Source organism: Ferrigenium kumadai (genome assembly GCF_018324385.1).
Lineage (GTDB): Bacteria > Pseudomonadota > Gammaproteobacteria > Burkholderiales > Gallionellaceae > Gallionella > Gallionella kumadai.
Map to the genome: position 1 here is coordinate 643293 of NZ_AP019536.1, position 25516 is coordinate 668808.

A 25516-nucleotide genomic window follows, 5' to 3' on the forward strand; every position below is an offset into this window, starting at 1 on the left:
CGTTACGGGATGGGTACCGCCTCGATCAGTTCGTGCGCCAGCGCGTCACCGTCCCGGTTTGCCCGCTCTCCGGTGGTCTGTAGGCGGTGGCTGACCACGCCGGGCAGCACGGCCTGCACGTCTTCCGGAAGCACGGCATTGCGCCCGTCGATCAGTGACCAGGCGCGGGCAGCGGCGAGCAGGGAGAGTCCGGCGCGCGGGCTCAGGCCGTGGGCATAGCGGTCCGCCTCGCGCGTGTGGCGCAGGATGGCCTGGATGTAGTCGAGCAGCGCGGGGGAGACGAACACTTCCCTGACGCGCTGCTGCAGGGCGAGCAGTTCCGCGCTTTCCATGCGGGGCTTGAGCTGGGCGACGATCTCGCGCCGGTCCACGCCGGAGAGCAGGCCGCGTTCTGCCTGTGCGTCGGGATAGCCCATGCGGATGCGCATCATGAATCGGTCAAGCTGAGACTCGGGCAGCGGAAAGGTGCCGACCTGGTAAGCCGGGTTTTGGGTGGCGATGACGAAGAACGGCACGGGCAGCGGCCGCGTCGAGCCCTCGATGGTCACCTGCCGTTCCTCCATCGCCTCAAGCAGGGCACTCTGTGCCTTGGGCGTGGCGCGGTTCACTTCGTCGGCAAGGATCATCTGGGCGAAGATCGGGCCGGGGTGGAACTTGAATTCACCCGCCGACAGATTGGCTGCGTCGCGCTGGTACACCGATACGCCGAGGATGTCGGCGGGCAGCAGGTCGCTGGTGAACTGGATGCGCTGGAACTCCAGGCCCAGCGTGCGCGCCAGCACATGAGCCAGCGTGGTCTTGCCTACGCCCGGCATGTCTTCGATGAGCAGATGGCCGCGGGCCAGCAGGCAGGCGAGTGCGAGGCGGATCTGCTGCGGCTTGCCGGCGATCACCTGTTCGGCCTGGCGAATGACGTTTTCGAGGGACTGGTTCATGTCTGGCTCCTAGAGCAGGATAGCGGCGGCGACCCTGCGGTCCTCAGCCACCAGAATGTTGTAGGTGCGGCAGGCCGCCGGGGTGTCCATGAACTCGACGGCGATGCCCGCATCGGTCAGCGCGCGATACAACTTCGGGTGGGCGAAGCGCTGCCGCGCCCCGGTTCCGAACAGCAGCACTTCCGGCTTGAGGGCGAGGAACCAGGCGAAATCGGCCTCGGTCAGTGCATCGAAGCCGGCGACCCGCCAGTCGCTGCGCACCTCATCGGCGAGCACCACGACGCTGGTGCCGTAGCGTTCGCCGCTGACCGTCACGTAGTCGGCGCCGTGCGCGGTGAACATTTTGGTATCGCCCAGGCGGGTCAAATGCATCTTCAAGGCCGTTCTCCATTCGATTTGCCGCATGGGGGGCTGGACAGGTAAAATCCCGCCCCTTGCGGTGATTGCGTGCATGACCGGATTCTACACCGGGCAGTTGCGCTTCGCCCCGAACCAATTTGAGTGAGAGATCGTGAAACCCATCCTGAAATCGACCAAGCTTTCCAACGTGTGCTACGACATCCGCGGGCCGGTGATGGAGCGCTCCAAGCAGATGGAGGAAGAAGGCCAGCGCATCATCAAGCTGAACATTGGCAATCTCGCGCCGTTCGGCTTCGAGGCGCCGGAGGAGATCCAGCAGGACGTGATCCTCAACTTGCCGAATTCGTCCGGCTATTCCGATTCCAAGGGCATGTTCGCGGCGCGCAAGGCGATCATGCACTACACACAGGCCAAGAAGATCGCCGGCGTGGGCCTGGACGACATCTACATCGGCAACGGCGCATCCGAGCTGATCGTGATGTCCATGCAGGGGCTGCTTAACACCGGCGACGAAGTGCTGGTTCCGGCTCCCGACTATCCGTTGTGGACTGCGGCGGTCACGCTGGCGGGCGGCACGCCGCGCCACTACATCTGCGACGAAGCCAACGAGTGGATGCCCGACTTGGCCGACATGCGCAGCATGATCACGAAGAACACGCGCGCCATCGTCGTCATCAACCCGAACAATCCGACCGGGGCGCTGTATTCGGATGAGATGCTGAAGGAGATCATCCAGATCGCGCGCGAGCACCAGCTGATCATCTTCGCCGATGAGATCTACGACAAGATGCTGTACGACGGCGCGACGCACACCTCCATGGCCTCGCTGGCCGACGACGTGCTGTTCGTCACCATGAACGGCCTCTCGAAGAACTATCGCGCCTGCGGCTACCGCGTCGGCTGGATGGTGATTTCCGGCGAGAAGAAACATGCGCAGGATTACATCAACGGCCTGACCATCCTCGCCTCGATGCGCCTGTGCTCCAACGTACCGGGACAGTTCGCGATCCAGACCGCGCTGGGCGGCTACCAGAGCATCAACGATCTGGTGGCGCCGGGCGGGCGCCTGTGCCGGCAGCGCGACCTCGCCCACAAGCTGCTGACCGAGATCCCCGGCGTGAGCTGCGTCAAGCCGAAGGCGGGGCTGTATCTGTTCCCGCGCCTCGATCCCAGGGTCTATCCGATCAAGAACGACCAGCAGTTCATCCTGGAGTTGCTGGAGGAGGAGAAGGTGCTGGTGGTGCAGGGCACCGGCTTCAACTGGCCGAACACCGACCACTTCCGCGTGGTGTTCCTGCCCAACACGGACGACCTGACCGACGCCATGGGGCGCATCGCGCGCTTCCTGGAAAACTATCGCAAGAAGCACGGCACCAACTAACTTAGGTAAACGATATGAGCATCAAACCCATCAACGTAGGTCTACTCGGCATCGGCACCGTCGGCGGCGGCACCTTCACCGTGCTGCAGCGCAACGCGGAAGAGATCACGCGCCGCGCCGGCCGTCCCATCCGCATCACCGTGGTGGCCGACCGCAACCTGGACTTGGCGAAGAAGGTCACGGGCGGCGCTTGCCGCGTCACCGACGACGCATTCTCGGTGGTGAGCGATCCTGAAGTCGATATCGTCGTCGAGCTGATCGGCGGCTACGGCGTGGCGAAAGAGCTGGTGCTGAAGGCGATTTCCAACGGCAAGCACGTGGTCACCGCGAACAAGGCATTGTTGGCGACCCACGGCAACGAGATATTCAAGGCCGCGCAGGACAAGGGCGTGATGGTCGCGTTCGAGGCGGCGGTCGCGGGCGGCATCCCCATCATCAAGGCGGTGCGCGAAGGCCTGACCGCGAACCGCATCGAGTGGATCGCCGGCATCATCAACGGCACCACCAACTTCATCCTGTCCGAGATGCGCGACAAGGGCCTCTCCTTCGACACCGTGCTGAAAGAGGCGCAGCGTCTGGGCTACGCCGAAGCCGATCCGACCTTCGACATCGAGGGCGTGGATGCGGCGCACAAGATCACCATCCTGTCCGCGCTGGCGTTCGGCATCCCCATGCAGTTCGACAAGGCGCATGTGGAAGGCATCTCCAAGCTGGATGCGGCGGACATCAAGTATGCCGAGCAACTGGGTTACCGCATCAAGCTGCTGGGCATCACCAAGCGCACACCAGAAGGTGTGGAGCTGCGCGTGCATCCCACGCTGATCCCGAGCAAGCGCCTGATTGCCAACGTCGAAGGCGCGATGAACGCCGTGCTGGTGCAAGGCGACGCCGTGGGGGCGACGCTGTATTACGGCAAGGGCGCGGGCGCCGAACCTACCGCCAGCGCGGTGATCGCCGACCTGGTGGACGTGACGCGCATGCAGACTTCCGATCCGGAGAACCGCGTGCCGCACCTCGCCTTCCAGCCGGATGCGATGGCCGACCTGAAGATACTGCCGATGGACGAAGTGACGACCAGCTACTACCTGCGCCTGCGCGTGCAGGACAAGCCGGGTGTGCTGGCCGACATCACGCGCATCCTCGCCGACGAGCAGATCTCCATCGACGCCGTGATCCAGAAGGAGCCGGGCGAAGGTGAAGAGCAGACCGACCTCATCATGCTGACCCACCAGACGCGCGAGAAGCGCATCAATGCCGCGATCGCGAAGATCGAGGCGCTGGGCGTGGTGGCGGGCAAGGTGACCAAGCTGCGTTTGGAAGAACTCGGAAAATAAGAATAGGATGGGTTGAGCAACGCGATACCCATCGCCTGGATTCCCAATGTTGGGTATCGCTATGCTCCACCCAACCTACCTGATGTTGAGGTTATACAAATGAAATACATCTCCACCCGCGGCAACGCACCCGCCAAGACCTTCACCGAAATCCTTCTGGGCGGTCTTGCGCCGGACGGCGGCCTGTACCTGCCGGAACAATATCCGCAGGTGACGCGCGCCGAGCTGGATGCGTGGCGCAAGCTGTCGTATGCCGATCTCGCGTTCGCGGTGCTGTCCAAGTTCGCCACCGACATCCCGGTGGCCGACCTCAAGGCGATCGTCGACAAGACCTACACGGCAGCCGTCTATAGCAATGGCCGCGCGGATTCCGACTTCTCGCAGATCACGCCGCTACGCAAGCTGGATGACAATGTGTTCATCCTCGAACTCTCCAACGGTCCGACGCTGGCGTTCAAGGACATGGCGATGCAGTTGCTGGGCAACCTGTTCGAGTACGCCCTGGCGAAGCAGAACGAGGAACTGAACATCTTCGGCGCGACTTCCGGCGACACCGGCTCCGCCGCCGAGTACGCGATGCGCGGCAAGAAGGGTATCCGCGTGTTCATGCTGTCGCCGAACGGCAAGATGTCCGCCTTCCAGCGCGCTCAGATGTATTCGCTGCAGGACCCGAACATCTTCAATATCGCCATCAACGGCATGTTCGACGACGCGCAGGACATGGTGAAGGCTGTGTCCAACGATCACGCCTTCAAGGCCAAGTACAAGATCGGCACGGTGAATTCGATCAACTGGGCGCGCGTGTCGGCGCAGATCGTTTACTACTTCAAGGGCTACTTCGCCGCGACGCAATCCAACGACGAGCATGTGGCGTTCTCGGTGCCGTCCGGCAACTTCGGCAACATCTGCGCCGGACATATCGCGCGCATGATGGGCTTGCCCATCGGCCAGTTGATCCTCGCGACCAACGAGAACGACGTGCTGGACGAGTTCTTCCGCACCGGCGTATATCGTCCGCGCGACACCAGGCACACTTACGAGACCAGCAGCCCCTCGATGGACATCTCCAAGGCTTCCAACTTCGAGCGCTTCGTGTTCGATCTGGTCGGACGCGATGGCGCGAAGGTGCGCGAGTTCTGGAGCAAGGTGGATGCGGGCGGCTCGTTCGACATCAAGGACACTCCGTACTGGGACAATCTGCCGAAGTTCGATTTCGCCTCCGGCAAGAGCACGCATCAGGATCGCCTCAAGACCATCCGCGAGCTGTGGGAGGAATACGGCGTGATGGTCGATACCCACACCGCCGATGGTCTGAAAGTGGGCCTGGAGCAGCGCCGTCCCAGCCTGCCCCTGGTCTGCCTGGAGACTGCGCTGCCCGCGAAGTTCGCCGAGACCATCCAGGAAGCGCTGGGCCGCCAGCCGGAGCGTCCTGCCAAGCTGGAAGGCATCGAGAACCTGCCTCAGCGCTGCGAGGTGATGGACGCGGATGTGGAAAAGCTCAAGGCATATATCTCCGCACACGTCCCGCAATAAAAAAGCCGCCCATTTTTCGGGCGGCTTCTCTGACGTTCAACGCCCTACTGCGGGCGCACCTCTATCCAGCGCACCTTGCCGGGACTGCTGACATTGCCGGAGCCGCCGACCACGGTGGAATCTCCTGTGCCCGTTGTAGTGGTCGTTGTTCCACCGCCTATCCCTATGCCCAACGGTACGCCGTTGTTGCCATGCACCGTCCCGCCGGCGGTGGTCAGGATGGAACCGGTCACCGAATTGGGATTGACGCGTGCGCTGGCGAAACTCAAGGGGTCGCTGCTGATGACCTGGATGGAGTTCTTTTTCGATTCCAGTTCGAAGCCGTCGCGCACGATGACCCCGCCCATGATGTACTGGCGGGTTCCGGTGAAGGTTGTGCCTCCGCCGCTGACCTCCAGTTCGATGGATTGCGGGATGTACATCAGGCCGGAGATGTTGATGTGGTTGCCCAGGTCGGCTGTGCCGCCGCTGTAGAGATACACCGGCAGATCCTCGAATCCGTTGCTGCGAGTGTCCGCGATGCTGAGCGGCGTGGCCTTTTTTGCAGGGACGGTGAATCCGAGATCCGACCATTGCGTGGCGCTGATGTTCAGCTCGGCAAATGCGTCAGCCCAGCCTTGCGCATAGGCTGAAGGCATCAGAAGGTGATACTGGTTGGGCAGGTTCAGTTTGTTGAACTTCGCCACGAAAGCCGGATCGGCGCTGTCGCGGTAATTGGTGTTGTATTGCGCGTTATAGGTATCCACTGCCTCTTGCGGCACTTGGTCGGGATCGATGGTCAGGTCGGTGGTCTTGAAGCGGTAGCTGCAGGGAAAGCTCGGGCCGGACGCATTGCTGCAGACCACACCGGCACTGACGCTCTCGATGTACTCCAGATTGTCCATGATGCCGTCGCCGTCCCGGTCGTTGCTCGCGTTGACGCTGATCGGCAGCCACATGTTGAATTTGAGTTCCTTGCCGGAAGGCAACTGCCCCAGGCCGATGCCGGGTATCACGCCGCCGGCGTAGCTCTTTTGTCCATTGACGAAATCGAAGAACAGCGAGCCGCGCACCCGCACCTGTGCATTGGCCGGAATCGTATAGGTGGTCTTCACGCCTTTCCAGTCCGTCAGCGCGACGCTTGCTCCGGGCTGGATGCCGACGTTGGGCGGGTTGAGGCACAGCGTCTTGGTGGTGGCGGTCTTGCATTTGCCGTAGAGCGGATCGACGGTGCTGGTCACGATGCTTCCCAAGGCGTTCTTGGTGGTCGTCGCGCTTCCTGCTTCTGCTGGAACCAGCACGCGCACGATGCCGTACATGGTGATGTTGTTGGCGACGTTATAGACGAATTGCGCCCAGCTGATCGCGCCGTAGTTGCCGCCGGTTTTGCCGGTCGCCGGGTCGTACGCCGGGTCGATGGTGTATTTCGCCGCGAAATGGCAGCTGCCGACAGGCCCGGGAACCGGCGTGCCGTTGGCGTCGCGGGCGATGCTGTTGGCGCCGTTGTTGACCGGCTTCGCCCCCTTGTAGGCGCGGTAAGTGCCGCCCGCCAGTGTGGGATATGTGCAGGCAATCCCGGTAGCCGAAGGCGCGATGTTCAGCGCTTCCCATTCCGATGCGCGGCGCATCTTGTCCAGGTCGAACAGCTGCGTGCCGTTGGCGAAATAGGTCGCTTTGGTCTTGCTGTAGTAATTCTGGTAGCTGGTGGAGTTGGCGTTGTTGGAACCGATCTCGTCGATCAGGTCATGCGGCGTGACTTTGTTGTCGCGTTGCATCACCTGTATCTCTCCGCCGAGCTTGACCTCGATCTCGTTGCCTTCGCCCAGGCCCTTCATCACCGCAGTGGCATTGGTCGCCATGTTGGTGACTACGCCGGGTGAGCCGGGATTGGGGGTGTTGTCGATGATGACGACCGAGTTGCCGGGGCCGCCGATTGCGCCTGTGACACAGGAAGAGGCCGCCGAGCAGGAAGTGAATTTCCCCTGGATGTTGCTGCCGATGCTGACCGCGATGCGATAGGTCGTGGTCAGGGTCGTATCACAGCTAGGCGCGACAGCGATGGTGATGTAGTCGGCGCCGATGTATCCGGTGGGCGGGGTATAGCTGAACTTCCCCTTGGCCGCATCCACGACGGTGATTGAGCCGCCTTTCGCACTGGTACCGGTGCTCCCGTAGGCCTGAGTGCCGTTTTGGTCGAGCGCGGTGAACACGAACGGTGCGACGCTGTTCTGCACTTGCCCGAGTTGCAGCGTGAATCCGGTGTTCGCCGGGGTGAGCATGCTGGGTATGTCCTGGACCTGCGGCGCCTTGGTTCCTGCCGCGCAGGCTGCGTGTGCGGCGGACGGCGCGAAAGCGGACGCCAGGAATACGGCGACTATGATGGGTGAGATGCGGTCCTGATTGTGCATGACGGTCCCTTTGCGCTGGTTACGGATGGTTGGATGCCTCGCTCAAGGGGGCAATGACTTGGGCGCCGAGCTGGTCGGTGTAGGCCCCGATGAAACGCTGTACATACGCCTTGGCATTACTCACCTGGGCGGCGGAGCAGAGATACAGACTGAACCAGCTGGCATGGGCTGGATCGGGGTCTCGCGACACTTCAAGCCAGACGGCGGTTTTTTCCGCGGACGGCTCCTTGTCCCATGTCTTGCTGCTGAAGGTCAGGCCGTCTTTGTTCTGGGTGAGCAGCAGGGGGCGCAAGGTGCTGCTGATGAACAGGTCGTTGACGCGCAGGTTGGTGGTGCCGGTCAACACCGATTGGTCGGTCAACGCATTGCTGCTGTTGCGCGCTTCGCCATTTGCCACGCGTTGCAGAATGCCGGGGGCGGTTTCGGTGATGCCGGCACCGGCCGCATTGGTGAGAAAGTACTCGTAACCGACCGGGAGCGGCAGGGGCGGGGTGAAGCTGGCGGGTTTCGCCTCGTTTGCGTCCGGCACGTCATTGCAGTTCAGATCGTTTACCGCGGGTGCACTGGCGGCCGCGATACACGGGATGACGGCGGCGCTGGTGCTGACGACCGCGGATGTGGCGGAGAAATTGGTGATTCGGCCCAGGACGAGATTCATGCCGCTTTCGGCCAGCAGCCGCGCCTGATCGTAGTCGCGCGTCGCGCCGGAAAGCTGTGTTCCCTGGGCGGAACGGTAGAAGAAGCCGGCCGAGCCGACCATCAGCATGACCAGCATGACCAGCACGAAGGGGAGGATGTAGCCGCGCTGCGAATACAGCGTACTCATCGGTGATGTATGCCCGTTTGGCATGGTCGTGAGGCATGGGGTCATGATGGATTACCAGTTGCGCGGCAGGATGTCGGCTTCGTAGGTGACGGTGCGGTAGTTGCGCATCGCGCCATTCGGATCCAGCTTGTTGGTGTAGGTGCCATCGGGCGAGCCGACGCGCGCGGTCATCACGACGTGATAGCCTGCCGTCGGTTTGTCGCTTGCGGCAGTTCCTGTCGCCGGAACATTGCTTGCGCCGACAGTCAGCGGCCAGACGTCGAAATTGACGATGCGCGTGTTCAGCCTGCCGGTGCTTCCGGCTATGGCGACGGCGGAAGCCCCTTGTGCGGCGGCCGCATCCGTCCCGCTGGACAGTAATAATGCGCCGTTGGCTTGGGACCAGGTCAGATGCATCGCGTTTTCAGAATACGGCGCGGTGTTGTTAGGCCAGATGGCGTAACCGGCGGGTACGGTGAAGTCGAGGTCGATGCTGTCGTTCGCCAGGTAGGGCGTTTGTGTGCCATTGGGATTGGCGATGCCGGCCGGGTAGGTGATGGAAATCTGCTGTGCCGGATTGCACGTCAGGCACATCTCGGCCTGGCGCAACAGGTCGGTGACGGCTTCGAAGGCGGCCTGGATTTCTTCGGTGGTCTGTTGTTTGCGCGCGGTGTGGAAGAAAGTACGAACCTGGCCACTGTAGAGGTAAAGCGTCGTGATGGAAATAAACATCGCGATGGTGAGCGCGACCATCATTTCAATGAGTGTGTATCCGCCAAGCTTACGCATTGCACGCCGCCGTGTAGTTTTCCAGTACCACGGTGTAGCTCGGATAGACGGTGTAGATCTTGCTGTCGCTGCCGGGGTAGGGTACGCCCAGCGTGATAGTGAGCGGCGAAACCCATGTGCCGGAAGAAACCGAGATGGCGTTGTTGGCTGCGACCTGTGTGCCGCTGCCATCGCTGGCGCGAACAAGGTTGATGGTGTAGTTGTCCTTGCCGTTGTCGCTGGTGACAGTGCGTGGAAATGTGCCCAGTACCGCAGACAGGCAATCGGCGCGTGTCTGATACAGGACGGGTTCCATCGCCAGGGACGCGGCATACACCGAGGTGGCTCGCGCCTGGTTGGATGAGGAGGCCTTCAAGCCGCTGGCAGTGTATAGGGCGATGCCGAGCAATCCCAGCGAGAACACCAGCAGGCTGACCAGGACTTCGATCAGGGTGAAGCCGTGTTGTTTGTTGTCCGACATGTTTGCTCCGTAGCCTAACGAGTGGCCGTCACAATGCCGGTGGAAGAAATATCGATGCGGCGTTGTGGCAAGCCGCTATATCCCGGTGCGGACAGGACGATCGCGGTCGTTCCCGTTTGTGCCGTGACCGTCCCCATGGCGCCGAACACCAGCGTGGCATCCGCACCGATGCCGATGTCGGGACGCATGCTGAAGCTCTCGACCGGTCGAGAGCCGTCTGCAAGGCTCAGTTGCACGGTACGTGCGGCGGAATCGATGGTGACCGTGGCGAAGGTGCTGTGCGATACCGCCATGCCACGAGCTTTCTTCAAGGTCTCGATGAGGTTCTCTTGCGCGGTATTCAGGTCGTTGCCTGCCGACATCGCTCCCAGCGCCGGCAACGCGATGCCGGACAGGATAGCCATGACGGCTATCACGACCATCAGTTCGTACAGGGAGAATCCACGCTGCGTGTGTGCGGTGCGCATAGAGCTCCCTACTTGTTCTTCCAGACGCCATTGGGGCCGGCGCTGCCGGCGAATGTCAGCGTGTTTTGCACACCAGCCTGATCGATGCTGTAGCTGTAATCCGCCGCGCTACCCATGCCTGTGCCAGCCTTGCTGGAGGCAGTGGCAGTGAACTGTGTGCCGGAGGCTGCGATGGTGCAGCTGAAACTGAAGTACTTGCTTGCGGCTGGCGGTGCGACTCCGCAGTTGTTTGCGTTGAGCGGGTCGGTATAGCTGCGGTTGTCCTGGTTGAACTGTTCCATCTTCAGGCGGTAGTCGCCCAGGACGGCGAAGGATTCGGAGAGCTTGCTGGAGAGTACATATTTCCCGTAAGCCGGAATGGCGATGGAGGCGAGGATGGCTATAACAGCGACAGCGATCATTAGTTCAATCAACGTGAATCCGGAGATGGTGCGTCTACGTGAAGCGTAAGCCATAGTGCCATTCGGAGTAAGAGACGGTGCACATCATAGTGACCTGTTGTTTCGTCATCTGTCGGGGGGGCTCTGAAAATGATGTGCGTTGTTCCATTATCGACGCATAGGGGATTCCCCTAGGCATCGGTTGCGGCGGTTCATGCTCTCGGTCAGAATGCGTGCGCGGCGAGTCGCGGGCAGGCCGACTCTTCCTACGGAGACACATATATGCACAGTGCCCTTTCGGCAATGACGATCGGTAACGGCGTTCTTAAAAGAGCAGATCGGCTGCTTTTTTCTTTCCCAAAGCCATACCTCGCGAGTGGGATAGTCCTGATCCAGGCATTATTGTTCTACGCCTATACGGTTTCCGGTCCATGGATTCCATTAAGCCTGTTCTACCTGCTGAACCTGTTTTTCGCCGCCAAATACGTGGGGGGGAATTTCTCGTACATGCTTGCCTTTGCAGCGGCTGCCGGCAGGACGTATATCAAGGTCGGGTTTTATCCCGGAGAGGCGCTCTGGTGGCAAGGCCAATGGCAGTTCGTTTCGAGTTTGTCGGTATACACCCTGTTCTGCTACCTGATGAATGCGCAACTCAGCGGACGCCGGGAAGTTGAAGAGGCGCTGGATAAGCTATCGAGCCTGAGCGAGGCCATTGTGGCCGATACGGATTCCGGCATCATGGTGTTCAAGGAAGACGGCGAGTGCATCATTGCCAACCGTGCGGCGGTAAAAATTCTCGGCGGCACGGCGGAACAATTGCGCCGCCTTGACTACCGGGTCGATGTCGCATGGCCTGCGCCGGAGTTGCTTGCGGCTGCCCGGGAGACGATGCGCACCGGAGCGGAAACGAAATTCACCTCGAAATTGCACACAGCCGACAGACGTGAAGTGTGGTGTGTGGCCTCGGTCAGGCAGATCAAGCGGGCGGACACCTCATATCTGCTGATGGTATTGACCGACATCTCGGCCTATAAAAAGGCCGAGGATGCGAGACAGCAAGCGGATAAGGAAGCCGCAGTGGCCCGGGCCCGGGCAGGCGTGGCCGAACGAAAGCTGCTCAGCATCAGCGAGGAGACTCAGCAACGTATCGGACGCGAGCTGCACGATGATCTGGGGCAGCAGTTGATGGGGGTGGCTTTCATGTCCGAGGTGCTGTTCCAGAAACTGAAGGATGCCAAACAGGAAGAGATGCAGGATGCCGCAAAGATCACCGTGCTCGTGAATGAGGCGATGTCCAGGACCCGGTTGCTGGCCCACGGCCTGTATCCCGCCGAGTTGAAAGAGAAGGGCGTGTGCCGGATGATGGAAAAGTTCGCGGGATATGTGGAAGGGATATATCAGGTCGAATGTCGCTTTTCCTGTCAGCCGGGCTGCCAGATTGACGATCCGGATGCGGCAATAAATTTGTTCCGCATCGTCCAGGAGGCGGTCACCAACGCGGTCAAGCACGGGCATGCGAATCATATCGACTTGCGAGTGTCGGCCTCGCCCTCGGGCGGCATATCGGTTGAAATCCTGGATGACGGTTGCGGCATTTTGCATGCAAGCACAACGGATGGTTCCGGCCTGGGAATACGCAGTATGCGTTATCGCGCAGAATTGATCGGGGCTTCCCTTGAGGTCGCGCAGCGCAGCAACGGTGGAACGCGCGTGGCAGTCAGTCTGCCTGCAGTGCAATAGGAGGCAGGCATGCAGTACCCGTTCAGTGCGGATCGAAAGGCGAAAGTGATGGTGGTGGATGATCATGCCATCGTCCGGCAGGGAATGTTCATGCTGATCAATCGCGAGCCGGACTTGCATGCCTGTTGCGAGGCGGCGGACATCGAGCAGGCGGTGGAAGCCAATCGAGCCTGTCCGCATGACATAGCCATCGTGGATATGTCGCTGGACAATGCCTCCGGCTTGGAGCTGGTGCGGCGTTTCCAAGTGCAGTTTCCCGAATTGAAACTTCTGGTGTTGTCGATGCACGACGAATCCATCTATGCCGAGCCTGCGCTCAAAGCCGGCGCCAGCGGATACCTGATGAAGCAGATGGCGACCGACGTGTTGTTGCATGCAGTACGGAAGATCCTGCGTGGGGAGCTCTATCTGAGCGACCAGATGCATTCGCGCATGCTGAAGAAGATGATGGGCGGAGCGAAGGCGGAATCGCCGGTCGGCAATCTTTCCCCGGCCGAACTTGAGGTGTTGCACCTGATCGGCCTCGGGATGGGAACCGGCGAGATCGCTGACAAGCTGGCGCGCAGCATCAAAACCATCGAGTCGCACAAGGCCAATATCAAGAAAAAGCTCGATCTGGTTAGCGGCAACCAGCTTACTTTATTTGCCATCAATCTGGTGTCATCGCGCGTCGGGTAGTAGACTTCCGGCCGCAATGAATAACCTGCTTCTACTCATCTTCTGTTTCATCGCAGGTGTGTTGTTGCGCCGCTTCCGGCGCATGCCTGACAACGCACCGGCGACGCTCAACAGCTTCATCATCCACGTCTCGCTGCCTGCGCTGACGCTGCTTTACATCCACGATCTAAGATTGTCAGGCGACGTGTTGCTGGTCGCGGCGATGGCCTGGCTGGTGTTCGGACTATCGGCGGGATGCTTCTGGCTCATCGGGCGCTGGCTGGAACTGCCGCGCGCCACGACAGGGGCGCTGATCGTGGTCGGCGGACTGGGCAATACCTCGTTCTTCGGATTGCCGATGGTCGAGGCGTATTACGGCGCAAGCGGTCTTGGTACGGCCATCGTGGCCGACCAACTCGGCTCGTTCTTCGCACTGTCCGTGCTGGGCATCACCGTAGCGGGCATTTACTCGTCGGGGCGTCCGACGGCGGTGGAGATCGCCAAGCGCATCGCGCTGTTCCCGCCGTTCATCGCACTGATCATTGCCTTGCTGCTGATCCCCGTCGAGTATGCGCCGTGGTTCACTGCCTTGCTGAAACGTCTCGGCGATACGCTCGCGCCGCTGGCATTGCTGTCGGTGGGGATGCAGCTGCGCCTGGGGCATGTCGCGGAACACGGGCGCAACCTGGCATTGGGGCTGGGCTTCAAATTGATCCTCGCGCCGTTGGCGATCTACCTGCTCTACGTGCAACTGCTCGGCGCACACGGGCAGACGATCCAAGTCACGCTGTTCGAGGCGGCGATGCCGCCGATGATCACGGCGGCCATCGTGGCTTCGGAGCACGACCTCGACCCGCCGCTGGCGAACCTGATGGTGGCGATGGGGCTGCTCCTTTCATTCGTCACGCTGTATGGCTGGTGGCGGTGGTTTTCCGGCGTTTGATCGCAACGGCATAACTTTCGGTATCGGGATGCTTCATAATTGCGCACTTGGCAAGGCCCATCGCCACGCACTGGTAAGGACAAGTCGAAATGCTGATGACAATATTCAAGTTGAATAAAGGCCGCCTCATCAAGGCCGTTGCACTGACCGCCTTGCTGGCGGTGGGCGCTCTGTCCGCCTGTTCGAAAAAAGAGGCGACGCAGGCCGCGCCGAAACCGGCCGCGAAACCTGCATTGACGGTGCGCGCAGTGCAGACTGCGCCGGCACAGTGGACGCGGGTGCTGGCGGCCAACGGCAGCGTGCTTCCGTGGCAGGAGGCCGTCATCAGCGCGCAACTGCCGGGCCTGCGCATCATGGAGGTGAAGGCCGGTATCGGCGACCGGGTGAGGCAGGGTGACGTGCTGGTGACGCTGGGCAACCGCACGCATTCCGGCGGGGATTACATACAGGGCCGTGTCATAGCACCCGACGACGGCGTGATCTCGGCGGCGAACGCCAATGTGGGTTCGACGGTCCAGCCCGGTGCAGAACTCTTCCGGCTGATCCGCAAGGGCCGCCTGGAATGGCGCGCCGAATTGACCGCCGACGAACTGATGCTGCTGCGCAAGGGCATGTCCGCGGAGATCACCGTGGGCGAGGGCCGCACCGTCAAGGGCCGCGTGCGGGCGATCTCGCCCTCGGTCGATCCGCAGACCCGGTACGGCCATGCGCTGGTCGACCTGCCGAACGACGCCGGCCTGATCGCCGGGCTGTTCGCGCGCGGCGAGATCATGCTGGGAGATGCGCACACGATCGCGCAGACGCTCCCGCAATCTGCGGTGGTGCAGCACGATGGCGCAGCCTATGTCTACGTCATCGCGCCGGACGGAAGGGTGCAGGAGCGCAAGGTCGGCATCGGCCAGCGCTCCGGTGACCGCATCGAGATCACCTCCGGCCTGGAGCCCGGTGTCTCCGTCGTGGAGTCGGGCGGGGCGTTCCTGACGGATGGCGATGTCGTTCGCCTCACCTCCGCCCAATAGCACCGTCGAGACGGCGATGAACGTTTCCTCCTGGTCGATTCGTAATCCCATCCCCGCGTTGCTCGCCTTCGTGATGCTCACGCTGATGGGCATCATGGGCTTCAATGCGATGAAGATCCAGCAGTTTCCGGACATCGATCTGCCGATGGTCACGGTCAATGCGTCGCTGCCCGGCGCTTCGCCAGCGCAGATGGAGACCGAGGTCGCGCGCAAGCTGGAGAATTCGCTGGCGAACACGCAGGGGCTGAAGCACCTGTACACCAAGATACTCGACGGCACCGTCATCATCACCGCCGAGTTCCGTCTGGAAAAGAACACGCAGGAGGCGGTGGACGACGTGCGCGCCGCCGTGACCCGCGTCCGTGCAGACCTGCCGCGCGACCTGCGCGACCCGTCCGTCGCCAAGGTCGAGCTGAGCGGCCTGCCCATCCTGACCTATACCATCTCTTCGCCGCGCATGACGGAAGAGGAGTTGTCCTGGTTCGTCGACAACTCCGTGACCAAATCGCTGCTGGCGGTGCGCGGCGTCGGCGCGGTGGGCCGCGTCGGCGGCGTGACGCGGGAGGTGAGCGTCGAGCTCGACCCCGCCCGGCTGCTGGCGCTGAATGCGACCGCGGCGGACGTTTCCAAGCAGCTGCGCGACATCCAGCAGGAGGCTTCCGGCGGGCGCGCCGACATTGGCGGCAGCGAACAATCGGTGCGCACCATCGCGACGGTCGCTACCGCGGAACAGCTTGCGTCCATGCAGATACACCTGCCGGACGGACGCAGCGTCCGTCTCGACCAGATCGCCACAGTGAGAGACAGCATCGCCGAGCGGCGCGCTGCCGCGCTGCTCAACGGCCGCGAGGTCGTCGGCTTCGAGATCAGCCGCGCGCGCGGCTACGGCGAGGTCGAGGTCGCCGGGGGGGTGGCGAAGGTGCTGGAGCGCCTGAAGGCCGACCATCCCGATGTCGTCATCACCGAGGCATTCAACTTCGTCGATCCGGTGGCTGAGAACTACGAAGGTTCGATGCATCTGCTGTACGAGGGGGCGGCGCTCGCGGTGCTGGTGGTGCTGGCCTTCCTGCGCAACGTGCGCGCCACCGTCGTGGCTGCGACCGCGCTGCCGCTGGCGGTGATCCCGACCTTTGCCGTGATGTACCTCATGGGTTTCTCGATCAACGTGGTGACGCTGCTGTCGCTGTCTTTGGTGGTCGGCGTGCTGGTGGACGACGCCATCGTCGAGATCGAGAACATCATGCGTCACCTGGAGATGGGCAAGACGCCGTACCAGGCGGCAATGGAAGCAGCCGACGAGATCGGGCTCGCGGTGATCGCCACCACCTTCACGTTGATCGCCGTGTTCCTGCCGACCGCCTTCATGAGCGGCGTGGCGGGCAAGTTCTTCGTGCAGTTCGGCTGGACCGCGGCCATCGCGGTGTTCTTCTCGCTGGTGGTTGCGCGCATGCTGACGCCGATGATGTCGGCCTATATCCTGCGGGCGCGCGCGGCGCACGAACTGCCGTCGTGGATCGTGCTTTACCTCAAATGGGCGGCGTTCTGTCTGAAGCACCGGGTACTCACCACGTTCGGCGCGGCGGTATTCTTCTTCGGCTCGTTTGCCTTGGTACCCTTGCTGCCCACCGGCTTCATGCCGCCGGACGATCTGTCTCAGTCGCAGGTGACCCTCACCATGCCTCCCGGCAGCCGTTTCGAGGACACCTACCGCATGGCAGAGCAGGCGCGCCATCTTATCGAGAAGAACTCGCATGTGAAACTGATCTACACCGCAATCGGCGGCGGCAGCTCGGGCGGCGACCCGTTCGCGCCGCGTGCCGGCGGCGATGTGCGCAAGGCGACGCTGACCCTCAACTTCACGCCGCGCAGGGAGCGCAACATCAGCAAGCAGGCCATTGAGGCACAGTTGCGTGAGGCGCTGGCCGAGTTGCCCGGCGTGCGCATCAAGGTCGGGCTGGCCTCGTCGAACGAGAAATACGTGCTGGTGCTGGCGGGCGAGGACGGGCAGGCATTGGAGGAGCATGCGCAGAAGGTCGCGCGCGACCTGCGCACGATACCCGGCATCGGCAACGTCACCTCGACCTCCAGTCTGGTGCGCCCCGAACTGGTGGTGCGGCCGGATTTTGCCAAGGCCGCTGACCTCGGCGTGACCTCGGCCGCCATCGCCGACACGCTGCGCATCGCCACCGCAGGCGACTATGACCAGGCGCTGGCCAAACTCAACTTGTCTGACAGGCAGATACCGGTCGTCGTGAAGCTGCGCGCCGATGCTCGCCAGGACATCGAACTGCTGTCGCGGCTGGTGGTGCACGGCAAGCACGGGCCGGTGATGCTGGGCAACGTCGCCGACATCGGCATCGAGAGCGGTCCCGCGCAGATCGACCGCTACGACCGCATGCGCAACATCAATTTCGAGATCGAGCTCAACCAGCAGCCGCTGGGCGAAGTCGAGGCGCGGGCGATGGCGCTGCCCACCCTGAAAGAACTGCCGCGCGGCATCACCGTCGCCACGGTCGGCGACGCCGAGGCGATGGCCGAGCTGTTCGCAAGTTTCGGGCTGGCGATGCTGACCGGCATCCTGTGCATCTATATCGTGCTGGTGCTGCTGTTCAAGGACTTCGTGCAGCCCGTGACCATCCTGGCCGCCCTGGTCTTGTCGGTGCCGGGAGCGTTCCTCGCGTTGTTTGTCACGCATACCGCGCTGTCCATGCCTTCGATGATCGGCCTGATCATGCTGATGGGCATCGCCACGAAGAACTCCATCCTGCTGGTCGAATACGCCATCGTGTCGCGGCGAGAACGCGGCATGAACCGTGCCGAGGCGCTGATCGACGCCTGCAAGAAGCGCGCGCGCCCCATCGTGATGACTACGATGGCGATGGGCGCCGGCATGCTGCCGGTCGCGCTCGGCATCGGCGTCGATCCCAGCTTCCGCGCGCCGATGGCCATCGTCGTGATCGGCGGCCTGATCACCTCCACCTTCCTCAGCCTGCTGGTGATCCCTGTGGTGTTCACCTACGTGGACGATGTGGTGCAGTTCCTGAGTCGCTGGTTCAAACGCAGGCACGCACACGCATGAGCGAGTAGTCTTGCGATCGTCCGCAACCTCAATATGAGGGAGATACCTACTACTCCCAAATTGAGCACTATGCTTTACTAGTCCCGCACGCCACCGTCCTGTTTGCGCCGATGCATGGACGACGCGCAACATCATTGACTCTGTGGAACGCGGGGGCAATCCATGAAGAACTCTCTGCAAAGATTGCAGTACAGGCTGGGCAGGCAGGGTTTATTCGTTCGAGACGGTCTGGCACTGACATGGCAAGCTTTCGGCAGTCTGCCCGCGATATCGAAACTGCCGGTTCGCCACGCCTTCTACAAGCAATTGTATTTCAGCGGTATCCAGTCCATAGGTTACGTAGGTGCCATCGGGTTTCTGTCCGGGCTGATCCTGGTGATCCAGGTCCACAACCTGGTCGGGCATAACGAGTTGCTGACGTTGCATGTGCTGATCTGGATAATCGTGCGCGAACTGGGACCGTTGCTGGCGGCCATCGTCATCATCAGTCGCAGCAGTTCGGCCATTGCCAGCGAACTGGCCGCGATGCAGGTCAATGGCGAGATCGACTATCTGCGGCGCATGGCGGTGTCCCCCGTTTCCTATATGGCCATGCCGAGAATACTGGGCATGACCCTCGCCAGCCTGGCGCTGGCTTTCTATTTTCAGGTGGTGTCGATCGGCACCGGTATGGCGGTGACTGCCTGGATGCTCGACATTGCGTTGATGAACGAGGTCGCCAATTTTTTCGACACGATCAGCTTTCTCGAGATAGCTACCGCTCTCCTGAAAAGCATCTGTTTTGGTGTCATTGTGTCAGTGGTTTCCTGCTACTACGGTCTGGCGGTCAAGCGCGCACTGACAGAGATACCCAAAGCGGCCTCCCGTGCGGTGATACGAAGTCTATTGGCCGTGTTCGCGTGTGATGGCGTGATCACGATGTTGTTCTTTTGATATGACGGCCCTTTTCCAGTTTTCTGCAGTGATGTTCGCAGACTTGGGGCCGTATTCCTTCACCTTGCATGAGGGCGAAACTCGCCTGCTGCGAGTGGCTTCGGAGGCCGAAAAGGACGCGGTGATAGGCGTGGCGCTAGGCAAGAGAAAATGCGCTGAGGGTACAGTACTGCTGCAAGGCGTGCCGCTGGATGAAAACAGAGCGGGCAGCGTTGGTTGGGTCGCCGCGAATGGCGGACTGATCAGCAACCTGAAAGTCTGGGAGAACGTAACGCTGCCATTGTGGTATCACGCCAGTCACGCGGTGGCCGAGACGGAGCAGATGGTCGCTCACTGGCTGTCAGCGCTGGGAATGGTCGAGGCTGAATGGGTGGGATTCATGGAGTCTCCACCGGACAGGCTGACATCCTGGCAGCGCAAATTGGCCGGTTTGTTGCGCGGGCTGGTGCAAAGTCCGCTGGTGCTGGTTGTGGATGCCGCACTGTTCAAAGGCATCGAGCCAGGCCTGGGTGCCAGGTGGGCGGCTGCATTGGAGACTTATGCCGAACAGGGGCGGGCAGTGCTGGTCGTGGCAGATAGTGAAACCGAATTGCCCTGGAAGATGATCGAGAGGCCGGTATGACGTTATTGGCGGACAAGGACAAGCGTTTTAAAAACCTGTTCGGCAGGGCTGCCATTTTCCTGGTGCTGGCCGTATCGGGTATTGCGCTGACCTTTGTGATGGCGGGGGTGAAGAAGGGGGTCTTCACCCCGAAATCCTCCGTATATTTTGTCGCAGACAGCGGGCAGGACCTGAGTGAAGGGATGCCGGTGAAATTGAGCGGATTCAAGGTCGGCACCGTCAAGGATCTTTCTCTGGATGAAGTCGGGCGCGTTCAGGTCGAGGCGGCCATCGAGCAGAAATATCTTCCGCTGATCAAGGAAGATGCCGTGGCGCGGCTGACAAAAGGGGGCCTGATCGGCGGCGATGTCATCCTGGAGATCAGCCGCGGCTCGGAACGCAAAAATGCATTGGCGCCCGGCGGGACCATCCGCTTTGAGCGGACGGGTGGAGTGGAAGATGTGGCACTGGAGCTGCGCGACCGGTTATTGCCGATCCTCGGTGATCTGCATCAGATGCTGAACGATCCCGAAGGGGATGTGCGCCAGACACTGAAGAACCTGCGGGAATTCTCTGTGGAGGTCCGCGCCACGCGCAATCGACTCGATAGTTTGCTCGAACAGGCAGACGCCGGCGTGACCGGGGAGGTGGTGCCCATGCTGCGCTCGTTGCGACAAACGAGCATGCGCGCCGAAAGTATGGCAACGCAACTCGAACAGTCTCTGCCGGTTCTGGTTCGCAAGGCGGATGACACCCTGGACAACCTGAAGCAGACCAGCGAGACGATCAGGAGCGCAGTGGAGCAATCGGCACCCGAGCTGCCGGGATTGATAGGAGAAACGCATGACATTGTGGAGGGGGTGAGCACGAGTTGGCCCGTAAAAAACATGATGCCGGTACCGGAAAGCGGCCCGGTAAAGATGGACAGCCATGATTAGATCGTTCGTGCTGATCATGTCTGTTATCTTGCTGGCCGCATGCGGCAGCCCGCCGCCGCGCCTGCCGCTGGCATTGGAGCGGGCGCAGACAGCGGATAAGGATGCCCGGCGCGCATTGCAGACGGGAGACCTGGTCAATGCGCGGATATTGTTTGCCCGATCCGTTGCACTGCATCAGTCGCTGGATGACGCGGATGGTTCGGCGAGTGCCCTGGTCAGCCTCGCAACGGTTTCTCACCGGCTGCACGATGATGCCGCCGCAATAAAACTGCTCGATCAGATATTGCTTGACCAGACAGGTGTGTATCCTCCGGAGTGGCGGATCACTGCTGCCTTCCGCAAGGCAGTCATACTCGCAGACCTGGGGCGAAGCGACGAAGCCGTGCCGGTGCTGGCCCTCGCCGACAAGCAGTGCGAAGGGAATTGCGCATTGCACTTGAGCATAGATGTATTGAAGGCACGCCTGGCTTTGCTCAAAGGCGATGCGGCTGCCGCACTGGAGCTGGCGCAACCTGCCGCGTCAGCCCGGGAAGCAGGCAAGGAAGAACAGGCCAATGCTTTGCGGATCGTTGCCGCCGCCGAAGAGAGATTGTCGCGGCATGACGCGGCCTTGCTGCATTACCGGGCCGCACTCGAATTGGATAAGTCGCTCGGTTTGAGCAACCGGATAGAAGAGGATCTGAACGGTATGGTGCGCGTATTGACCCGTCTTGGGCGTGACGAGGAAGCGGCGCACCATGCACGTCGCGCTTTCATCGTGCATGAAGCCGCACGCAAGAATGCGCCCGCTCCAATTCCGTCAGCCCCCTGATTACCTGCAGAGACCCATGAATAACGTCTGGAACGAACGCTACGCGGGAGATGATTACCATTTCGGCACCGAACCGAACGCCTTCCTGGCGTCGCAACATGAGTTGCTCAAGCCCGGCATGAACTGCCTGGCGGTGGCGGACGGCGAAGGGCGCAACGGCGTGTGGCTGGCGCAGCAGGGGCTGGAAGTGCTGTCGGTGGATGCGTCGCCGGTGGCGCTGGAAAAAGCGAAGAGACTGGCCGAGCAGCGCGGCATGAAAGTGCAGTTCGAGCAGGCCGATCTGATGCGATGGGAGTGGGGTGAGAACCGCTTCGACCTGGTCGTCGCCATCTTCATCCAGTTCGCGCCGCCGGGGATGCGCGAACAGATGTTCGCGCGCATCAAGCTTTGCCTCAAGCCGGGAGGATTGTTACTGGTGCAGGGATACACGCCGCGCCAGCTCGAATACCGCACCGGCGGGCCGTCACAGGTCGAGAATCTCTACACCGAGGAGATGTTGCGCGAGGCGTTCGCCGACATGGAAATCCTGCAGCTGCGCGAGCACGACGACTTCATCAGCGAAGGTACGGGACACCTCGGAATGTCGGCGCTGATCGATCTCGTGGCGCGCAAGCCCGTCGGTTGAGTGCTACTGGCCGAAGACGGTAGCCCGGTTGCGGCCGCTTTGCTTGGAGACATACAGGGCCTTGTCGGCCCGGTTCATCAGTTCCACGAGGCCGCCCCCCTTTGCGTGTGCGGCGACGCCTATGGATATCGTGATGCCACCGATCTGGTCGTTGCCGTCGACGCGGCGGATCTTGCCGCTCTCGATGGACTGGCGGATATGCTCCGCGACGACGAGTGCTCCCGCCAGGTTGGTTTCCGGCAGCAATACGGCGAATTCCTCGCCACCCAGCCTCGCGACGGCGTCTTGTCCCTTCACCTTCGATTTGAGGGTGTTGGCAACCGCGCTGATGACCTTGTCGCCGAACAGGTGGCCATAGGTGTCGTTGATCTTCTTGAAGTGGTCGATGTCGATCATCAGCAGGCACAATCCCTTGGCGATCGCGATCTCGTCGGCAAAGAGGGCTTGGGTCCGGATTTCAAAGCCACGCCGGTTGAGGACGCCGGTCAGCGGGTCGGTCACCGCCTCTCCGCGCGCCGATTCGAGTTCCTGGTTCAGCTTCTCCACTTGCTGCTTGCTGGCCTCCAGTTGCGCCTGCAATTGCTGCATCGAGCCGCGCATCTTGTCGGTGTCGTCCGCCATGGTATTGATCAGGGAGTCCAGCTCTTCGGTGCCCAGGCTGCCCTTCAGTGCGTCGCCGTACGTCTGCAAGCTGCTGCCGAAGTGAAGTGCCTGCCGGTCGGTCTCTGCCGTAAAACCGGCCAGTTTGCTCAACAATTGCTTGATGTCCTTGCGCAATACCTGCTGAACGTCCGCGCCGCTTTCCGAGACATATTGGGCGTAGAACTTCTCGATGGTGTCGTCGTCGAGCTTGGTGTCGCTGCTGAGCCGATTGTTCATTGCTTCGCTCAGTGCGGGGTTGATGCCGGTCAGGTAGTCATACCACACCGCGTAATTCGGCGGAGTGAATGCCGCGGGATGGCTCGCCATCTTCTGGAGAGCCAGGCGCAGAATCTCGGCGCTTGCGGCGCGTTCACGGGAATATTTCATGATGAACCTTAGTGGAAATCACCTTGTTTGCGGCGTGGTCATTCGAGTCACTACTTTATCCGCGGGGGGCCGGCAAGTAAACAGGTTTTCATGCAGCAGAGCCGGAAAAAACCAATCAAATCTGCGAGCGTGCCCAGCGCACGATGTTCGTTGCGTCCATGGCGCCGGGCTGACGCGCGATCTCCTGGCCGCCCCTGAAGATCGCCAGGGTAGGGATGCTGCGGATATTGAAGCGCCCTGCCAGTGCCTGTTCGGCTTCGGTGTTCAGCTTGGCGAGGCGCATCTCCGGTTCCAGCAGATGCGCGGCCTGCGCGAAGGCAGGGGCCATCATTCGGCACGGGCCGCACCAGGGCGCCCAGAAATCCACCAGCACGGGGATGTCGTTGCGCGTGACGTGCTGCTGGAAGTTCGCCGCAGTGAGTTCCAGCGGCTGCGCCTGGAACAGCGCCTGCTTGCACTTGCCGCAGACGGGGTGGGACTTCAGCTTGCTCGCCGGCACGCGGTTCACCGCGTCGCAATGCGGGCAGGCGATATGCAGGGAGTCGTTCATGGCGTTCCTTTCGTGGCAATGCCCCGTAAATGAGGACACTTCGGCCGGTTTCAACTGCCGGAGAGAGACTTGAACGGGCTGGGTAGGGTAAGACGGTGCGCCACGACTTCGCCGTCATGGAACAGCCACAGGCTGCCGGGTGGCATGGTGATCCAGGGCTCGTTGTCGGTGAGCGGCTGGGTGGCGATCACCGCCACGCGGTCGTTCGGCGTGGTCACCTCGCTGAAGTCCACCATCACGTCCTCGTCCTTCAGGTGCGCCGTCGCGAACGGCGCATGCCGCACGATGTAGCTCAGTTCGGTGGAACAGTGCGCGAACAGGCTGTCGCCGTTGGAGAGCAGGTAGTTGAAGATGCCCATGCCCGCAAGCGGCGTGGTCAGTTCATGCAGTGCATCGAATAGAGCCTCGCGGGCGGGCGGCACGTCGTCGAAGCGGCTCCGCAGGCTCTGCAGCAGCCAGCAGAAGATGCGCTCGCTATCGGTGTCGCCCACGGGCAGGAAGCTGCCGTCGAGTTCAGGCTGAAACTGCGGCAGGTTGCCGTTATGCGCGAACACCCAGTACTGTCCCCACAGCTCGCGCTGGAAGGGGTGGGTGTTCTCCAGCGACACGATACCCTGCGTCGCCTTGCGGATGTGCGCGATGACATTCAGCGATCGGATGGGGTAGTTGCGCACCAGCTCGGCGACGGGCGACTGCGCCGAAGGCTGCGGGTCGAGGAACAGGCGCACTCCCTTGCCCTCGAAGAACGCGATGCCCCAGCCGTCGGCATGCACGTCGGTGGCCCCGCCGCGCTTCTGGAAGCCGGTGAAGGAAAAGCAGATGTCGGTGGGGACGTTGCAGTTCATCCCCAATAGCTGGCACATGGGTCAGTCCCCGAACCTCATGGACAGATCCACCGCCTGCACGTCCTTGGTCAGCGCGCCGATGGAGATACGGTCCACGCCGGTCTCGGCGACGAGGCGCACGTTCTCCAGCGAGATGCCGCCCGAGGCTTCCAGTTCGGCGCGCTTGGCGGTGTGGTCGACTGCGAGGCGCATGTCGGCGACCGAGAAGTTGTCGAGCAGGATCAGCCGCGCGCCCGCGCTGAGCGCCTCGTCGAGCTGTGCCATGCTCTCTACCTCGATCTGGACCGGGAAGACCGACGGTGTGATGCGGAACGCCTGCTCCAGCACCGCGCGGATACCGCCTGCGGCGGCAATGTGGTTCTCCTTGATCAGGACCCCGTCATAGAGCCCGGTACGCTGGTTGTGCCCGCCGCCGGTATGCACGGCGTACTTCTGCGCCATGCGCAGGCCGGGCAGCGTCTTGCGGGTGTCCATGATCCTGGCCTGGGTGCCCGCCACGGCATCGACATAGCGGCGCGTCAGCGTGGCGGTGGCGGATAGCGTCTGCAGGAAGTTCAGCGCGCAGCGTTCGGCGGTGAGCAGCGCGCGGGCGTTGCCGCGCACCCTGCAGAGCTGCTGGTTGGGCTGCACCAGGTCGCCTTCCTGCGCGGACCAGTGGATCTCGCAGTTCGGGTCGAGCGTGAGGAAGCATTCCTCCAGCCAGAGCGAGCCGCAAAGCACAGCCTCCTGCCGCGTGATGATGTTCGCCGTCGAAGTCTGGGCGGGCGGGATCAGCTGCGCGGTCAGGTCGCCGTCGCGGATATCCTCCTCGAGAGCGGTGCGGACATTGGCCTGGATGTGGTGGGCAAGGTTCGTGAGTGGCATGGTGCATTCCTCTAAAGATAGGCGCAGTATAGTAGATGAAGGGGCGGGGTT

At 61.8% G+C, this 25516-nt stretch carries 25 protein-coding genes; 13 read left to right on the plus strand and 12 right to left on the minus strand.

The window, feature by feature from the left end:
• Positions 1 to 2 precede the first annotated feature (2 nt).
• Both FGKAn22_RS03030 and FGKAn22_RS03035 read right to left on the minus strand, forming a co-directional pair.
• Entirely contained in the window at positions 3 to 935 is a 933-nt protein-coding gene (locus tag FGKAn22_RS03030) for an AAA family ATPase (RefSeq protein ID WP_212786512.1), read from the minus strand.
• A gap of 9 nt (positions 936 to 944) precedes the next feature.
• Positions 945 to 1307: an Mth938-like domain-containing protein gene (locus FGKAn22_RS03035; protein WP_246487479.1), complete on the minus strand. Its 363-nt coding sequence runs from the start codon at positions 1305 to 1307 to the stop codon at positions 945 to 947.
• A gap of 139 nt (positions 1308 to 1446) precedes the next feature.
• Here FGKAn22_RS03035 and FGKAn22_RS03040 point away from each other — a divergent pair, with 139 nt between their 5' ends.
• The 3 genes from FGKAn22_RS03040 to thrC all read left to right on the plus strand — a co-directional run bounded on the left by FGKAn22_RS03040 (position 1447) and on the right by thrC (position 5543).
• Positions 1447 to 2676, plus strand: a complete 1230-nt coding sequence (locus tag FGKAn22_RS03040; RefSeq protein WP_212786513.1) for a pyridoxal phosphate-dependent aminotransferase — start codon at positions 1447 to 1449, stop codon at positions 2674 to 2676.
• 20 nt (positions 2677 to 2696) lie between these two features.
• Positions 2697 to 4010, plus strand: a complete 1314-nt coding sequence (locus tag FGKAn22_RS03045; RefSeq protein ID WP_212787137.1) for a homoserine dehydrogenase — start codon at positions 2697 to 2699, stop codon at positions 4008 to 4010.
• A gap of 99 nt (positions 4011 to 4109) precedes the next feature.
• On the plus strand, positions 4110 to 5543 hold the full coding sequence (gene thrC, locus FGKAn22_RS03050) for a threonine synthase (RefSeq protein WP_212786514.1): 1434 nt from the start codon (positions 4110 to 4112) through the stop codon (positions 5541 to 5543).
• A gap of 44 nt (positions 5544 to 5587) precedes the next feature.
• Here thrC and FGKAn22_RS03055 read toward each other — a convergent pair whose 3' ends face one another.
• The 6 genes from FGKAn22_RS03055 to FGKAn22_RS12500 are packed head-to-tail and all read right to left on the minus strand — an operon-like array spanning position 5588 to position 10906.
• On the minus strand, positions 5588 to 7930 hold the full coding sequence (locus FGKAn22_RS03055; protein ID WP_212786515.1) for a hypothetical protein: 2343 nt from the start codon (positions 7928 to 7930) through the stop codon (positions 5588 to 5590).
• A 19-nt stretch (positions 7931 to 7949) separates the two neighbouring features.
• Positions 7950 to 8756 carry a hypothetical protein gene (locus FGKAn22_RS03060; RefSeq protein ID WP_212786516.1) on the minus strand — a complete coding sequence of 269 codons (807 nt, stop codon included), beginning with the start codon at positions 8754 to 8756 and terminating at the stop codon, positions 7950 to 7952.
• Between the two features lie 51 nt (positions 8757 to 8807).
• Positions 8808 to 9524, minus strand: a complete 717-nt coding sequence (locus FGKAn22_RS03065; RefSeq protein WP_212786517.1) for a PulJ/GspJ family protein — start codon at positions 9522 to 9524, stop codon at positions 8808 to 8810.
• Complete coding sequence (locus FGKAn22_RS03070; protein WP_212786518.1) at positions 9517 to 9984, minus strand: prepilin-type N-terminal cleavage/methylation domain-containing protein; 468 nt, start codon at positions 9982 to 9984, stop codon at positions 9517 to 9519. Before FGKAn22_RS03070 ends, FGKAn22_RS03065 begins: the two co-directional genes overlap by 8 nt.
• Positions 9985 to 9998: 14 nt before the next feature.
• Positions 9999 to 10451: a pilus assembly FimT family protein gene (locus tag FGKAn22_RS03075; protein ID WP_212786519.1), complete on the minus strand. Its 453-nt coding sequence runs from the start codon at positions 10449 to 10451 to the stop codon at positions 9999 to 10001.
• Between the two features lie 8 nt (positions 10452 to 10459).
• On the minus strand, positions 10460 to 10906 hold the full coding sequence (locus FGKAn22_RS12500; RefSeq protein ID WP_281411896.1) for a type IV pilin protein: 447 nt from the start codon (positions 10904 to 10906) through the stop codon (positions 10460 to 10462).
• Positions 10907 to 11113: 207 nt separating this feature from the next.
• Here FGKAn22_RS12500 and FGKAn22_RS03085 point away from each other — a divergent pair, with 207 nt between their 5' ends.
• The 10 genes from FGKAn22_RS03085 to FGKAn22_RS03130 all read left to right on the plus strand — a co-directional run bounded on the left by FGKAn22_RS03085 (position 11114) and on the right by FGKAn22_RS03130 (position 22177).
• On the plus strand, positions 11114 to 12571 hold the full coding sequence (locus tag FGKAn22_RS03085; protein WP_212786520.1) for a PAS domain-containing sensor histidine kinase: 1458 nt from the start codon (positions 11114 to 11116) through the stop codon (positions 12569 to 12571).
• Positions 12572 to 12580: 9 nt separating this feature from the next.
• On the plus strand, positions 12581 to 13249 hold the full coding sequence (locus FGKAn22_RS03090) for a response regulator transcription factor (RefSeq protein WP_212786521.1): 669 nt from the start codon (positions 12581 to 12583) through the stop codon (positions 13247 to 13249).
• Positions 13250 to 13265: 16 nt separating this feature from the next.
• The gene (locus FGKAn22_RS03095; protein WP_212786522.1) at positions 13266 to 14171 is read left to right on the plus strand and encodes an AEC family transporter; all 906 of its coding nucleotides are present in this window, start codon (positions 13266 to 13268) and stop codon (positions 14169 to 14171) included.
• A 95-nt stretch (positions 14172 to 14266) separates the two neighbouring features.
• The gene (locus FGKAn22_RS03100) at positions 14267 to 15190 is read left to right on the plus strand and encodes an efflux RND transporter periplasmic adaptor subunit (RefSeq protein WP_212786523.1); all 924 of its coding nucleotides are present in this window, start codon (positions 14267 to 14269) and stop codon (positions 15188 to 15190) included.
• A gap of 16 nt (positions 15191 to 15206) precedes the next feature.
• Complete coding sequence (locus FGKAn22_RS03105; protein ID WP_212786524.1) at positions 15207 to 18269, plus strand: efflux RND transporter permease subunit; 3063 nt, start codon at positions 15207 to 15209, stop codon at positions 18267 to 18269.
• A gap of 162 nt (positions 18270 to 18431) precedes the next feature.
• On the plus strand, positions 18432 to 19202 hold the full coding sequence (locus tag FGKAn22_RS03110) for an ABC transporter permease (protein ID WP_212786525.1): 771 nt from the start codon (positions 18432 to 18434) through the stop codon (positions 19200 to 19202).
• Between the two features lies 1 nt (position 19203).
• Positions 19204 to 19824, plus strand: coding sequence for an ATP-binding cassette domain-containing protein (locus FGKAn22_RS03115; RefSeq protein WP_212786526.1), 621 nt, complete (start codon positions 19204 to 19206; stop codon positions 19822 to 19824).
• Positions 19821 to 20741: an MlaD family protein gene (locus FGKAn22_RS03120; protein ID WP_212786527.1), complete on the plus strand. Its 921-nt coding sequence runs from the start codon at positions 19821 to 19823 to the stop codon at positions 20739 to 20741. The genes FGKAn22_RS03115 and FGKAn22_RS03120 overlap by 4 nt, the downstream gene beginning before the upstream one ends.
• 16 nt (positions 20742 to 20757) lie before the next feature.
• Positions 20758 to 21552 carry a tetratricopeptide repeat protein gene (locus FGKAn22_RS03125; protein WP_212786528.1) on the plus strand — a complete coding sequence of 265 codons (795 nt, stop codon included), beginning with the start codon at positions 20758 to 20760 and terminating at the stop codon, positions 21550 to 21552.
• Positions 21553 to 21568: 16 nt separating this feature from the next.
• Positions 21569 to 22177, plus strand: a complete 609-nt coding sequence (locus FGKAn22_RS03130; RefSeq protein WP_212786529.1) for a class I SAM-dependent methyltransferase — start codon at positions 21569 to 21571, stop codon at positions 22175 to 22177.
• Between the two features lie 3 nt (positions 22178 to 22180).
• On the opposite strand, the gene FGKAn22_RS03135 is transcribed toward FGKAn22_RS03130, so the two are convergent.
• The 4 genes from FGKAn22_RS03135 to nadC form a co-directional block, all read right to left on the minus strand.
• Entirely contained in the window at positions 22181 to 23206 is a 1026-nt protein-coding gene (locus tag FGKAn22_RS03135) for a GGDEF domain-containing protein (RefSeq protein ID WP_212786530.1), read from the minus strand.
• Positions 23207 to 23321: 115 nt separating this feature from the next.
• Positions 23322 to 23756 (minus strand): thioredoxin TrxC, encoded by a 435-nt coding sequence (trxC, locus tag FGKAn22_RS03140; RefSeq protein WP_212786531.1) that lies wholly within the window; start codon positions 23754 to 23756, stop codon positions 23322 to 23324.
• A 50-nt stretch (positions 23757 to 23806) separates the two neighbouring features.
• Positions 23807 to 24619, minus strand: coding sequence for a class II glutamine amidotransferase (locus FGKAn22_RS03145; protein ID WP_281411897.1), 813 nt, complete (start codon positions 24617 to 24619; stop codon positions 23807 to 23809).
• 3 nt (positions 24620 to 24622) lie between these two features.
• Positions 24623 to 25465, minus strand: coding sequence for a carboxylating nicotinate-nucleotide diphosphorylase (nadC, locus tag FGKAn22_RS03150; protein ID WP_212786533.1), 843 nt, complete (start codon positions 25463 to 25465; stop codon positions 24623 to 24625).
• Positions 25466 to 25516: the final 51 nt, after the last annotated feature.

Bases quoted from the DNA above. Each gene is read 5' to 3' on its own strand.
- FGKAn22_RS03030 (WP_212786512.1), bottom strand. From the start codon at position 935: ATGAACCAGTCCCTCGAAAACGTCATTCGCCAGGCCGAACAGGTGATC.
- FGKAn22_RS03035 (WP_246487479.1), bottom strand. From the start codon at position 1,307: ATGCATTTGACCCGCCTGGGCGATACCAAAATGTTCACCGCGCACGGC.
- thrC (WP_212786514.1), top strand. From the start codon at position 4,110: ATGAAATACATCTCCACCCGCGGCAACGCACCCGCCAAGACCTTCACC.
- FGKAn22_RS03055 (WP_212786515.1), bottom strand. From the start codon at position 7,930: ATGCACAATCAGGACCGCATCTCACCCATCATAGTCGCCGTATTCCTG.
- FGKAn22_RS03060 (WP_212786516.1), bottom strand. From the start codon at position 8,756: ATGAGTACGCTGTATTCGCAGCGCGGCTACATCCTCCCCTTCGTGCTG.
- FGKAn22_RS03065 (WP_212786517.1), bottom strand. From the start codon at position 9,524: ATGCGTAAGCTTGGCGGATACACACTCATTGAAATGATGGTCGCGCTC.
- FGKAn22_RS03070 (WP_212786518.1), bottom strand. From the start codon at position 9,984: ATGTCGGACAACAAACAACACGGCTTCACCCTGATCGAAGTCCTGGTC.
- FGKAn22_RS03075 (WP_212786519.1), bottom strand. From the start codon at position 10,451: ATGCGCACCGCACACACGCAGCGTGGATTCTCCCTGTACGAACTGATG.
- FGKAn22_RS12500 (WP_281411896.1), bottom strand. From the start codon at position 10,906: ATGGCTTACGCTTCACGTAGACGCACCATCTCCGGATTCACGTTGATT.
- FGKAn22_RS03085 (WP_212786520.1), top strand. From the start codon at position 11,114: ATGCACAGTGCCCTTTCGGCAATGACGATCGGTAACGGCGTTCTTAAA.
- FGKAn22_RS03090 (WP_212786521.1), top strand. From the start codon at position 12,581: ATGCAGTACCCGTTCAGTGCGGATCGAAAGGCGAAAGTGATGGTGGTG.
- FGKAn22_RS03095 (WP_212786522.1), top strand. From the start codon at position 13,266: ATGAATAACCTGCTTCTACTCATCTTCTGTTTCATCGCAGGTGTGTTG.
- FGKAn22_RS03100 (WP_212786523.1), top strand. From the start codon at position 14,267: ATGACAATATTCAAGTTGAATAAAGGCCGCCTCATCAAGGCCGTTGCA.
- FGKAn22_RS03105 (WP_212786524.1), top strand. From the start codon at position 15,207: ATGAACGTTTCCTCCTGGTCGATTCGTAATCCCATCCCCGCGTTGCTC.
- FGKAn22_RS03110 (WP_212786525.1), top strand. From the start codon at position 18,432: ATGAAGAACTCTCTGCAAAGATTGCAGTACAGGCTGGGCAGGCAGGGT.
- FGKAn22_RS03115 (WP_212786526.1), top strand. From the start codon at position 19,204: ATGACGGCCCTTTTCCAGTTTTCTGCAGTGATGTTCGCAGACTTGGGG.
- FGKAn22_RS03120 (WP_212786527.1), top strand. From the start codon at position 19,821: ATGACGTTATTGGCGGACAAGGACAAGCGTTTTAAAAACCTGTTCGGC.
- FGKAn22_RS03125 (WP_212786528.1), top strand. From the start codon at position 20,758: ATGTCTGTTATCTTGCTGGCCGCATGCGGCAGCCCGCCGCCGCGCCTG.
- FGKAn22_RS03130 (WP_212786529.1), top strand. From the start codon at position 21,569: ATGAATAACGTCTGGAACGAACGCTACGCGGGAGATGATTACCATTTC.
- FGKAn22_RS03135 (WP_212786530.1), bottom strand. From the start codon at position 23,206: ATGAAATATTCCCGTGAACGCGCCGCAAGCGCCGAGATTCTGCGCCTG.
- trxC (WP_212786531.1), bottom strand. From the start codon at position 23,756: ATGAACGACTCCCTGCATATCGCCTGCCCGCATTGCGACGCGGTGAAC.
- FGKAn22_RS03145 (WP_281411897.1), bottom strand. From the start codon at position 24,619: ATGTGCCAGCTATTGGGGATGAACTGCAACGTCCCCACCGACATCTGC.
- nadC (WP_212786533.1), bottom strand. From the start codon at position 25,465: ATGCCACTCACGAACCTTGCCCACCACATCCAGGCCAATGTCCGCACC.